General features: G+C 71.8%; 10 protein-coding genes, 1 pseudogene and 1 riboswitch. Of the genes and pseudogenes, 6 read left to right on the top strand and 5 right to left on the bottom strand.

What is annotated here, in order from left to right:
• Positions 1–160: 160 nt before the first annotated feature.
• Entirely contained in the window at positions 161–556 is a 396-nt protein-coding gene (locus tag ACWGJB_RS30200) for a TOBE domain-containing protein (RefSeq protein WP_453383215.1), read from the top strand.
• A gap of 76 nt (positions 557–632) precedes the next feature.
• On the opposite strand, the gene ACWGJB_RS30205 is transcribed toward ACWGJB_RS30200, so the two are convergent.
• Positions 633–803: a PucR family transcriptional regulator gene (locus ACWGJB_RS30205; RefSeq protein WP_453383216.1), complete on the bottom strand. Its 171-nt coding sequence runs from the start codon at positions 801–803 to the stop codon at positions 633–635.
• Between the two features lie 136 nt (positions 804–939).
• Here ACWGJB_RS30205 and ACWGJB_RS30210 point away from each other — a divergent pair.
• Positions 940–1,634, top strand: a pseudogene (locus ACWGJB_RS30210) (xanthine dehydrogenase family protein molybdopterin-binding subunit); the annotation flags it as partial.
• Here ACWGJB_RS30210 and ACWGJB_RS30215 read toward each other — a convergent pair.
• Positions 1,549–2,037: a molybdopterin-dependent oxidoreductase gene (locus ACWGJB_RS30215; RefSeq protein ID WP_453383217.1), complete on the bottom strand. Its 489-nt coding sequence runs from the start codon at positions 2,035–2,037 to the stop codon at positions 1,549–1,551. The pseudogene ACWGJB_RS30210 and the gene ACWGJB_RS30215 overlap by 86 nt on opposite strands.
• Before the next feature lie 207 nt (positions 2,038–2,244).
• On the opposite strand from ACWGJB_RS30215, the gene modA reads away from it, so the two are divergent.
• From modA to ACWGJB_RS30230, 3 genes are read left to right on the top strand one after another with little or no spacing between them, the layout of a single operon-like run.
• On the top strand, positions 2,245–3,072 hold the full coding sequence (gene modA / locus ACWGJB_RS30220) for a molybdate ABC transporter substrate-binding protein (protein WP_453383218.1): 828 nt from the start codon (positions 2,245–2,247) through the stop codon (positions 3,070–3,072).
• Positions 3,069–3,917 carry a molybdate ABC transporter permease subunit gene (gene modB / locus ACWGJB_RS30225; RefSeq protein WP_453383219.1) on the top strand — a complete coding sequence of 283 codons (849 nt, stop codon included), beginning with the start codon at positions 3,069–3,071 and terminating at the stop codon, positions 3,915–3,917. Before modA ends, modB begins: the two co-directional genes overlap by 4 nt.
• On the top strand, positions 3,914–5,128 hold the full coding sequence (locus ACWGJB_RS30230; protein WP_453383220.1) for an ABC transporter ATP-binding protein: 1,215 nt from the start codon (positions 3,914–3,916) through the stop codon (positions 5,126–5,128). The genes modB and ACWGJB_RS30230 overlap by 4 nt, the downstream gene beginning before the upstream one ends.
• 63 nt (positions 5,129–5,191) lie before the next feature.
• On the opposite strand, the gene gcvP is transcribed toward ACWGJB_RS30230, so the two are convergent.
• Positions 5,192–8,077 carry an aminomethyl-transferring glycine dehydrogenase gene (gene gcvP / locus ACWGJB_RS30235; protein ID WP_453383221.1) on the bottom strand — a complete coding sequence of 962 codons (2,886 nt, stop codon included), beginning with the start codon at positions 8,075–8,077 and terminating at the stop codon, positions 5,192–5,194.
• A gap of 174 nt (positions 8,078–8,251) precedes the next feature.
• Positions 8,252–8,346, bottom strand: a riboswitch (glycine riboswitch).
• Between the two features lie 114 nt (positions 8,347–8,460).
• Here gcvP and ACWGJB_RS30240 point away from each other — a divergent pair.
• Entirely contained in the window at positions 8,461–8,841 is a 381-nt protein-coding gene (locus ACWGJB_RS30240; RefSeq protein WP_453383222.1) for a PRC-barrel domain-containing protein, read from the top strand.
• A 249-nt stretch (positions 8,842–9,090) separates the two neighbouring features.
• On the opposite strand, the gene ACWGJB_RS30245 is transcribed toward ACWGJB_RS30240, so the two are convergent.
• Positions 9,091–10,449: a DNA polymerase IV gene (locus ACWGJB_RS30245; RefSeq protein WP_453383223.1), complete on the bottom strand. Its 1,359-nt coding sequence runs from the start codon at positions 10,447–10,449 to the stop codon at positions 9,091–9,093.
• A 101-nt stretch (positions 10,450–10,550) separates the two neighbouring features.
• The gene (locus ACWGJB_RS30250) at positions 10,551–11,234 is read right to left on the bottom strand and encodes a MerR family transcriptional regulator (protein ID WP_453383224.1); all 684 of its coding nucleotides are present in this window, start codon (positions 11,232–11,234) and stop codon (positions 10,551–10,553) included.
• Between the last annotated feature and the right edge of the window lie 345 nt (positions 11,235–11,579).

Raw genomic sequence — 11,579 nt, forward strand, 5'->3', positions numbered from 1 at the left:
CCCCTGAGGGGCGCGAAGAACTGCGCGGCAAGCCACGACGGCGCCGCACCCGCGTTTCATCGTCACCCGGATCGTCCGAGAGACCGATGCCGGCGTCGCGCAGCGGGAACCGGGGGACACCTGGTCCGCCGGCCCCGCCGACCGGCCCTATCGTGACCCCATGCAGTCCTACACGATCGGCCAGGCGGCGCGGCTGCTCGGCGTCAGCCCGGACACCGCCCGCCGCTGGGCCGACGCCGGCCGGGTGACCACCCATCGCGACGAGGGCGGCCGGCGGCTCATCGACGGCAAGGACCTCGCCGCGTTCTCCGTGGAACTGGCCAGGGGCGGCACCGTCGAGGAGGACGCCTCCTACACCTCGGTCCGCAACGCCTTCCCCGGCATCGTCACCGCGATCAAGCTCGGTGACGTCGCCGCCCAGGTCGAGATCCAGGCCGGACCACACCGCCTCGTCTCCCTGCTGACCCGCGAGGCCGTCGAGGAACTGGGCCTGGAGGTGGGCATGGAGGCCACCGCCCGGGTGAAGTCGACGAACGTGCACATCGACCGCGTCTGACCCCGTCAGCGGCGACCGCCTCCGACGTCCTCACCGACGACCCCCGCCGCCGTCACCGGCGCCCGCTCCGACCCCGTCAGCGGCACATCAGCGCCGCCCACAGGTCCAGCCGGTCGCTCAGCCGGGACAGATCGCGCCCCGTGAAGTGCTCCACGCGCTGCATTCGGTAGCGCACGGTGTTGACGTGCAGGTGCAGCGCCTCGGCGGTCCGGGCCCAGGAGCCGTCGCAGGCCAGGCTCGACGACACGGTCCGCTACGTCGGCCAGCAGGTCGCGGCGGACGTGGCGGACAGTGAGGCCGCGACGGCGGAGGGCTGCCGCCGCGTCGAGGTGACGTACGACGTCCTGCCCGCCGTCCTCGACCCGGAGGAGGCGATACGCCCCGTCTACACCCACACCGTCCCGGCGGGCGCCTTCCGCGGCTACGGCCTCGGCCAGGTGCTGTTCGCCGTCGAGTCCGCCCTCGACGAGCTGGCCCGCCGACTCGGCCTGGACCCCGTCGACTTCAAGGCGTGCAACTTCATCGGCCCGGGGAGCTGTACGCCGCCGCCCGCGCGGTCGGCGTCGAGCTCACCGCGGACGGCCACTTCGACGGCACCCCGCGCTCGGTCGCCTTCAACGCGCGGTGGTTCCGGGTGGCCGTCGACCCCGGCACGGGCGAGATCCGCATTCTGCGCAGTGTGCACGCGGCCGACGCCGGCAAGGTGATGAACCCGATGCAGTGCAGGGGCCAGGTGGAGGGCGGGGTAGTACAGGCGCTCGGCGCCACGCTCCTCGAGAACGTACGGCTGGACGCGCGCGGCGCGGTCGAGACGGCGGCCTTCCGCCGCTACCGGCTCCCGCAGTACGCGGACATCCCGCGGACCGAGGTGCACTTCATGGAGACCGCCCACGCCATCGGCCCGCTGGGCGCCAAGTCGATGAGCGAGAGCCCCTTCAACCCGGTCGCCCCGGCGCTGACCAACGCCCTGCGGAACGCGACCGGTGTGCGGTTCACGGAGTTGCCGCTGACGCGTGACCGGGTGTGGCGGGCGCTGGACGCCAGCCGCCGTACGCCCCGTCCACCCGGATCGCCGTGATGCCGCTGATGTGCCGGGCCCCGCACCGGTCCTGAGGCAGGACCAGTTGCGGGCCCGCCAGGTCCAGCGGGGTGTCGTCGATACCGACGGCGAGCAGCACAGGGGCGTGGGCGAAATCCGGGTCGATCTCCGCCCAGGAGAGCAGCGCGTGGTGCCCGTCGGCGCCGCTGACCGCGATGAGGAACCGCAGGCGGTCCTTCCGCCGGGCGGGGTCGAAACCGGGGCCCGCGTCGCTGAGGACGTCGTACAGCAGGGGTCCGGTGAAGCCGTGGCGCTGCACGCCGCTGGTGGCGCAGTCGAAGCTGACCCGCACCCGGTGCTGGGGCCAGCGCAGGAGGTCGGACACGGTGAGCCGGGCCGGCCGTGCCAGGTCCCCGGTGAGGTCGAGTTCAGCGAGTGTCATGTGCGGCCTCCTCCCGGATGACGGTACCCGCGGCGCACCTCCGTACAAACGCACATGCCAGGCTCAAGTCATAAGTGTGCAGCTCATGCGATGCGACAGAAGACTTACGCCTTGCAGGTGCGGCAGTATCATCGCGTGGCGGCTGATAGACAGGTCGCAACAGGGCGCGACAGCTTTTTCATCTGGATTCAGAGGAGTTCACTCGTGATGACCCGTTCCGCGCGCCGGACCCGGCGGACGCTTCAGGTGGCCGGTGCCGCGGTCGCGGCCCTGCTGGCCCTGAGCGCTTGCTCCTCCTCGGACGACGACTCGTCCGCGACGACGAAGTCGGACACCTCGTCCTCGGCGTCGCCCAAGCTGTCGGGCTCGATCACCGTGTTCGCGGCGGCCTCCCTCAAGGAGAGCTTCACGGTGCTGAAGGCCGACTTCGAGAAGGCCCACCCGGGGACGAAGGTCAACTTCAGCTTCGGCGGCAGTGACACCCTCGCCGCGCAGATCACCAGCGGGGCCCCCGCCGACGTCTTCGCCGCCGCCAGCCCCAAGACGATGGCGATCGTGACGGACAAGAAGGACACCGCCACCACGCCGGCCACCTTCGTCCGCAACCAGCTGGAGATCGCCACCCTGCCGGGCAACCCCGACAAGGTCGCCTCGCTCAAGGACCTCACCAAGTCCTCGCTGAAGGTGGTCCTCTGCGACAAGACGGTGCCGTGCGGCGCCGCCGCGCAGAAGGCGTTGGACGCCAGCAAGCTCAAGCTGACCCCGGTCTCCTACGAGGAGGACGTGAAGTCCGCCCTCAACAAGGTGGTCCTCAAGGAGGCCGACGCCGCGGTCGTCTACAAGACCGATGTCAAGGCCGCGGGTGACAAGGTGGAGGGCGTGGAGTTCCCCGAGTCCGCCGACGCCATCAACGACTACCCGATCACCCTGCTGAAGAACGCCCCGAACCCGACGGTGGCCAAGGCGTTCATCGCGCTGGTGCAGTCCGCCGAGGGCCAGCAGGTCCTGAACCAGGCCGGATTCCTCAAGCCGTGACGAAGGCCGACGAGCCGGACGCCGGGGCCGTCGCCGCCACGGGCGGCCCACGGCGCCGGCGCGTCCGGTCGGCCGTGCCGCTACCGCTCCTCCTCCCCGGAGCGGTAGCCCTGGCCTTCCTCCTCCTGCCCCTGCTCGCGCTCCTCCTCCGCGCCCCCTGGGGCAGCCTCCCGTCGCTGCTGACCAGCACGGAGGTGTGGCAGGCCCTCCAGCTCTCGCTGCTCAGCGCGACCGCGGCGACGGCCGTGAGCCTGGCCCTCGGCGTCCCGCTGGCCTGGCTGCTGGCCCGCACGGAGTTCCCCGGCCGGGGCCTGGTACGAGCACTGGTGACGCTCCCCCTGGTCCTCCCGCCGGTGGTCGGCGGTGTGGCCCTGCTCCTCGCCCTGGGTCGCAACGGGGTCGTCGGGCAGTGGCTGGACTCCTGGTTCGGGATCACGCTCCCGTTCACGACGACCGCGGTGGTGATCGCCGAGTCCTTCGTGGCCATGCCCTTCCTGGTGATCAGCGTCGAGGGCACGCTGCGCGCCGCCGACCCGCGCTACGAAGAGGCGGCGACGACCCTGGGCGCCTCCCGTTTCACGGCGTTCTGCAGGGTCACGCTCCCCCTCATCGCCCCGGGTATCGCGGCCGGCTCGGTACTGGCCTGGGCCCGCGCGCTCGGCGAGTTCGGCGCGACGATCACATTCGCCGGCAACTTCCCGGGCCGCACCCAGACCATGCCGCTCGCGGTCTACCTGGCCCTCCAGGACGACCCCGACGCGGCGATCGCCCTCAGCCTGGTCCTGCTGACCGTCTCGATCGCGGTACTGGCAGGCCTCCGCGACCGCTGGATGACAGCCTCATGACCCACCACGACCCCACACAACCACCGCACACACCACCCGCGGCCGCCGACGGCGCACAGCCCCCGCAGGGGCCACCCGCACCCGACACTGATACCCGCACGGGCGGTGCGGGTGGGAAAAACAACCCGGCCGGAGGCCGGGCGGCCCCCACGCACCCGCACCGCACCGACGGCCTCGACGCCCACCTCGTCGTCACCCGTCCCGCCTTCCACCTCGACATCACCCTCACCGCCGCCCCCGGCGAGGTCGTCGCCCTCCTCGGCCCGAACGGCGCCGGCAAGACCACCGCCCTCCGAGCCCTGGCCGGCCTCACCCCCCTCAGCGCCGGCCATCTCCGCCTGGACGGCACGGAGTTGGACCGTACGCCTCCCGAATCCCGCCCGGTGGGCGTCGTCTTCCAGGACTACCTCCTCTTCCCCCACCTCACGGCCCTCGACAACGTCGCCTTCGGCCCCCGCTGCCACGGCGCGACAAAGGCCGAGGCCCGCGCCCAGGCGGCCGCCTGGCTGGACCGCATGGGCCTCGCGGACCACACCGGCGCCAAACCCCGCCGCCTCTCCGGCGGCCAGGCCCAGCGCGTCGCACTGGCCCGCGCCCTGGCCACCCACCCCCGCCTGCTGCTCCTGGACGAGCCCCTTGCCGCCCTCGACGCCCGCACCCGCCTGGACGTGCGTTCCCAACTCCGCCGCCACCTCGCAGAGTTCGAGGCCGTAGCCGTACTGGTCACCCACGACCCGCTGGACGCCATGGTGCTGGCCGACCGCCTGATCGTCATCGAGCACGGCAGGATCGTCCAGCAGGGCACCCCCGCCGACATCGCCCGCCACCCGCGCACCGACTACATCGCCCACCTGGTCGGCCTCAACCTCTACCGCGGCCGGGCCGAGGCCGGGGGCCACCTGGTCAGGCTGGACACCGGCCCCGCCATCGCCACCACGGAGGACCTCGCCGGCGACGTGTTCGTTGCGTTCCCGCCGAGCGCCGTCACCCTCTTCCGAGACCGCCCCACCGGCACCAGCGCCCGCAACCTGTGGCGCTGTGAGGTCGCCGGCCTGGAGATCCACGGCGACCAGATCCGCGCCGACCTGACCGGCGGACTCCCCCTCGCCGCCGACCTCACCACGGTCGCCGCCGCCGAACTGGACCTGCACCCGGGCACCCCGGTCTGGGCGACGGTGAAGGCGACCCAGACCCACGCGTACCCGGCGTAGAGCCATACGCGAGAGGCCCCGCCGAAGCGGGGCCTCTGCCACTCACATCCGTACTACGGCGGATCAGTCCTCGTACGCGTCCAGCGGCGGGCAGGAGCACACCAGGTTCCGGTCACCGAAGGCCTGGTCGATCCGGCGCACCGGCGGCCAGTACTTGTCGGCGGCGGACACCCCGGCCGGGAAGACAGCCTCGGCACGCGAGTACGCGTGCTCCCACTCCCCGCCGAGCGCGGCGGCCGTGTGCGGGGCACCCCGCAGCGGGTTGTCCTCGGCGGGCCACTGCCCCGCCCCGACCTTGTCGATCTCCGCCCGGATGGCGATCATCGCCTCGCAGAACCGGTCCAGCTCACCGAGGTCCTCGGACTCGGTCGGCTCGATCATCAGCGTGCCGGCCACCGGGAAGGACATCGTCGGCGCGTGGAACCCGTAGTCGATGAGGCGCTTGGCGACGTCGTCGACGCTCACCCCGGTCGCCTTGGTCAGCGGACGCAGGTCGATGATGCACTCGTGGGCGACCAGCCCGCCGGGGCCGGTGTAGAGCACGGGGTAGTGCGGCTCCAGCCGCTTGGCGACGTAGTTGGCGCTGAGCACGGCCACCTGGGTGGCGCGCTTCAGCCCCTCGCCGCCCATCAGCCGGACATACGCCCACGAGATCGGCAGGATCCCCGCGGAGCCCCACGGCGCGGCCGAGATCGGTCCGACGCCGGTCGCCGGCCCGGCGGCCGGCTGGAGCGGGTGGTTCGGCAGGTACGGCGCAAGGTGAGCCCGGACGGCCACCGGACCGACGCCCGGGCCGCCGCCGCCGTGCGGGATGCAGAAGGTCTTGTGCAGGTTCAGGTGCGAGACGTCGCCGCCGAAGTGCCCCGGCTTGGCGACCCCGACCAGGGCGTTGAGGTTGGCGCCGTCGACGTACACCTGGCCGCCGGCCTCGTGGACCTGACCGCAGATGTCCGCGACATGCTCCTCGAACACGCCGTGTGTGGACGGGTACGTGATCATCAGCACGGCGAGCTGGTCGCGGTACTGCTCGATCTTCGCCCGCAGGTCCTCGACGTCGATCTCACCGTCCTCGGCCGTCTTCACGACGACGACCTTCATCCCGGCCATGACGGCGCTGGCGGCGTTGGTGCCGTGCGCGGAGGAGGGGATCAGGCAGACGGTGCGCTGCTCGTCGCCGTTGGCGCGGTGGTAGGCGCGTACGGCGAGCAGCCCGGCCAGTTCGCCCTGCGACCCGGCGTTGGGCTGGAGCGACACCTTGTCGTAGCCCGTGACCTCGGCGAGCCGCTCCTCCAGCTCACGGATGAGCGTCAGGTAGCCCTGCGCCTGCTCGGCGGGCGCGAAGGGGTGCAGCTGGCCGAATTCGGGCCAGGTGACCGGCTCCATCTCGGTGGTCGCGTTGAGCTTCATGGTGCAGGAGCCCAGCGGGATCATGCCCCGGTCCAGCGCGTAGTCACGGTCGGCGAGCCGGCGCAGGTAGCGCAGCATCGCGGTCTCGGACCGGTGGTCGTGGAAGACGGGGTGGCCCAGGTAGCCGTCCTCGCGCAGCAGCGCCTCGGGCAGCGTGTCCGCGGCGACCGCGTCCAGCGCCTCGACGTCGCCCTCGACCCCGAACGCCGTCCACACGGCACCCAGCTGGGCCCGCGTGGTGGTCTCGTCACAGGCCATGGAGACGTGGTCGGTGTCCACGAGCCGCAGGTTGACACCGCTCTGCCGGGCGGCCGCGACGACCTCGGCGGCCTTGCCGGGCACACGCGCGGTGAGGGTGTCGAAGTAGGCGCCGTGCACGACCTCGACCCCGCCGGCCCTGAGCCCCGCGGCCAGGATCGTGGCGTAGCGGTGGGTCCGCCGGGCGATGGCCCGTAGCCCCTCGGGTCCGTGGTAGACGGCGTACATGCCGGCCATCACGGCGAGCAGCACCTGCGCGGTGCAGATGTTGCTGGTGGCCTTCTCCCGGCGGATGTGCTGTTCACGCGTCTGCAGCGCGAGCCGGTAGGCCTTGTGCCCGTCGGCGTCCACGGACACGCCCACGAGCCGGCCGGGCAGGCTGCGCGCGAACTTCTCCCGCACCGCCATGTAGCCCGCGTGCGGCCCGCCGAAGCCCATCGGCACACCGAACCGCTGGGTCGTACCGACGGCGATGTCGGCGCCCAGTTCGCCCGGCGAGGTCAGCAGGGTCAGCGCAAGCAGGTCGGCGGCGACGGTGACCAGCGCGCCCAGCCCGTGCGCCTGCTCGACGAGCGGCCTGATGTCGCGTACGGCGCCGGAGGCGCCGGGGTACTGGACGAGCACGCCGTTGATCTCACGCGCGGCGAGGTCCGCCGGAATCCCCTCGCTCAGATCCGCGACGACGACCTCGACCCCGGTCGGTTCGGCCCGCGTCCGGATCACGGCGACGGTCTGCGGCAGGGCGTCCGCGTCGATGACGAAGACGCCCTTCTTGTTCTTGCCCATGCGCAGCGACAGGGCCACGGCCTCGGCGGCGGCCGTGCCCTCGTCGAGCAGCGAGGCACCGGAGGTGGGCAGTCCGGTGAGGTCGGCGACCACGGTCTGGAAGTTCAGCAGCGCTTCCAGCCGTCCCTGGGAGATCTCCGGCTGGTACGGCGTGTAGGCCGTGTACCAGGCGGGGTTCTCCATCACGTTGCGCAGGATGACGGGCGGCGTGAAGGTGCCGTAGTAGCCCAGTCCGATCATCGAGTCGAGCACCTGGTTCCGGTCGGCCAGCGACCGCAGCTCGGCCAGCACCTCGGCCTCGGTGCGCGCGCCCGGCAGTTCCAGAGCGTCGGTGTTCTTGATGACGTCCGGCACGGCGGCGGCGGTCAGCTCGTCGAGCGAGCCGTACCCGACCTGGGCGAGCATCTTGGCCCGGGCCTCGTGGTCGGGCCCGATATGGCGCTGCTCGAAGGGGATTCCCTGCTCTAGCTCGGAGAGCGGAACACGCTGGGCGGTCATTGCGGAGGCCTCCTGGTCTGACGCGACCTTCGAGGGGTACCCCGGCACGGGCACCCCGACGGCCTCCCCCTCTGTCATCTCAACCTGAGAGCTTCGCCGGATGCCCAGAGGATCCGGCTTTCACCGTCGGTGAGAGCGGACGCCATCGACGCCCGCCCTGCTTTCCAGAGTGACCTCGTCCGTGCGGTACGTGAGCCTGAGAGATTCCGGGGAGGATTTGCTCCTTCGGCGCCTCCGGTCTGTCCGGAGGACTCTCCCGCACGGGGTCAGCAGCCGCTTGCCAGCCTACCAGCGAGGGCAACGCACGGGTCTTCGAGTGGCCGCCTCCTTCAATGTGCTCTTTTGTAGTGCTTACGGATGAGTTGCGACCAAGTGGAGGGCCCGTGCAGACCGACATCGATCCGCGCAACCTGATCGGCCGCAAGGCGTTCGACCGCAACGGCACGAAGATCGGCACGATCGACGAGGTCTACCTCGACGACGCGACCGGGGTGCCGGAGTGGGCGGCCATACGCACCGGCCTGTTCTCCCGGGACGCGTTCGTGCCCCTGGAGCCGAGTGAGCTGGTCGAGGGCACCCTCCAGGTCCCCTTCGAGCGCACCCTGATCAAGGACGCTCCCGACTTCGGGGTAGGCCGCCACCTCTCCCCTGAGCAGGAACTCCAGCTCTACCACCACTACGGCCTTGACACGACCGCCCCACCCCCCGACCACCCGGACCACCACTTCGGGAAACTGGCGGGAACGGAGGACACGGGGGCGTAGGGCCGCCGCCGGGGTTCGCCCACGCTTCGACCGCGGGCCGGTGGGGGTTGCTCGCGCCCCGCGGCGGCGCCGCAGATCGGTGCAGCCCCGCGCCCCTGACGGGGCGCTGCACTCACGTCGGCGACGCAGCTACGTGGCTGCGGGCAATCGTGCCGCAGGGCGGCACGGGTGGGCGCTGGGGGTACCCCCTCTGGGGGAGGCACCTGCAAGCGCCGGCAAGCGAAACCCCAGCCCCGCCCCGCCCTGGGGTCACGCACCCACCCCGTCCGCGGGAACCACCGGCACCAACGGCAACGGATCCACCGGCTCCAGCTCAGGGTCGTCCACCCGAAACGTCCGCACTCTCCCCGGCACCAACGCCCCCGGTGTCTCGAACCTCACCGTCACCCGCCCCAGCCCACTCCCCTGCACCCATCCGTGCCCGTACCCGGCATGCCGGACATCGTGCCCCGCGGGCCATCTCCGCTCGGCGACCACCTCCTGCTCGGCGACCGGCTCGGCCGCGTCCTCCTCCGCCAGGATCTCCGCCGCCTCACCCGCCGCCTGCGCGAACAGATCCTCCTGGGTGTAGTCGGCGAGCCCCGACACGCCCACGCCCAGCAACCGCACACCCCCCGTCGTGTCCACCGAGTCCAGCAGCCGCGCGGCCGCCTCCCGCACCACCGCCGGGTCGTCGGTCGGCCCCCTGAGCGTCTCCGACCGGGTGAGCGTCGAGAAGTCGTACCGCCGTACCTTCAGCACGATGGTCCGCCCCGACAGCCCGGCCCCCCGCAGCCTGCGCACACACCGGTCGGCCAGCCGCTGCACCTCCATCCCCACCCGCATCCGGTCATGGATGTCCACGTCATAGGTGTCCTCGACGGACACCGACTTGGCCTCCCGCTCGGCGACCACGGGCCGTTCGTCGTGCGCCAGCGCCATCGCGTACAGCGCGTGCCCGTGGGCCTTGCCGAGCAGCCGTACCAGCTCGTCCTCGCCCGCCTCGGCGATCTCGTCGACCGTGGTGATCCCGGCCCGCCGCAGATGGTCCCCGGTCGCCGGCCCCACGCCCGGCAGGGTCCGCACCGACATCGGCCCGAGCATCGCCCGCTCCGTGCCCGGCTCGATCAGCACCAGCCCGTCCGGCTTGGCCTGCTCGGAGGCGATCTTCGCAAGCATCTTGGAGGCGGCGAGCCCGACCGACCCGGAGAGCCCCGTGGCGCTCCGTATGTCCGCGCGCAGCTTCTCCCCCACCAGTCGCGCCGACCCGCCGTCCCAGGCCACCTCACCCGCCTCCAGGTCCACGAACGCCTCGTCCAGGCTCAGCGGCTCCACCAGCGGCGACAGCTCGTGCAGCAGCGCCATCACCTGCTCGCTGATCGACCGGTACAGCCCGAAACGCGGCACGAGATACGCAGCGTTCGGCGCCAGCCTGCGCGCCTGCGCCATCGGCATCGCGGAGTGCACCCCGAACACCCTGGCCTCGTACGACGCGGTGGCGACCACACCGCGCGGTCCGAGCCCGCCCACGACCACGGCCTTTCCGCGCAGACTCGGCTTGGATGCCTGCTCCACCGAGGCGTAGAAGGCATCCATGTCGAGATGCAGGATCGTGGGCGCGTTTCTCACATCTCCGATGCTGCACCACACCACTGACAATGCCCCGGCACGCAACCGTGCCGGGGCATCACAGAGGGCTCAAGAGGCTCGAGAGAGGTCGGGCCAGGGCCTCAGACCGCCTTGTTGCGGCGTCGGGCCAGCTCGTCGGCTGGGTTGGGCCCGATCAGGGTCTCGCCGGTGTCGACGCGCTCGCCGTGCAGCTGGGAGAGCGCGCTCTCCACGTCCCGCCAGACCACGCCGACCGCGATCCCGAAGATGCCCTGACCGCCCTGGAGCAGCGCGTGGACCTCGTCGGGCGAGGTGCACTCGTAGACCGTGGCGCCGTCGCTCATGAGGGTCATGCGCTCCAGGTCGCGGAAACCGCGTTCCCTCAGGTGCTGGACGGCGGTGCGGATGTTCTGGAGGGAGACCCCGGTGTCCAGGAACCGCTTGACGATCTTCAGAACGACGACGTCCCGGAAGCTGTACAGGCGCTGGGTGCCCGACCCGTAGGCGGGCCGCACGCTGGGCTCGACCAGGCCGGTGCGGGCCCAGTAGTCGAGTTGCCGGTAGGTGATGCCGGCCGCCGCACAGGCCGTGGGCCCCCGGTAGCCGATCTCCTCGGTCGTCATGGACGCCGCCCCTCCGCCGCTCGGCACTGCCGTCGGCCGCTGCGGAGCGTGACCGGCAGTGCTGCCGTGCTGGGGGTCCCCCCAACTCGAACGAAGTCGAGAGCTTGGGGGAGGGTACGGACCGCTCTCCCCGAGACCGCGTCCCGGGGCACCCCCAGCCATACCGTCGCCGCTGCTTCTCACGCCGACCTCCGTCCTTGACCTGCCTTCTCGACGGTAGGCAGTCACCAGGGGTGCGTCAACGATCGCCACACTCGGCACGCCGAGTGATAATCACCCTAGGAGTGGTTTCCCGTGCCCCACCGCGGGGAAAGGCTAGCCGAATGCTCTGGCGGGAAGGCGTAGGACGCTCTCAGTGGCCGCTGGCAATTGCCCATGAGTTTCGACCGTGACCAGCAGTGAACCGGGGCCGCCCCCCCCCCCCGGGGGGGGGGGGGGGGGGGCGGCGGGGGGGGGCGCGCGGGGGGGGGGGGCGCGGCGGGGGGGGGGGTTGGTGGGGGTAGAGCGGGACTGTTTACCCACAGCCGC

It is taken from the genome of Streptomyces sp. NPDC054813, assembly GCF_053611365.1.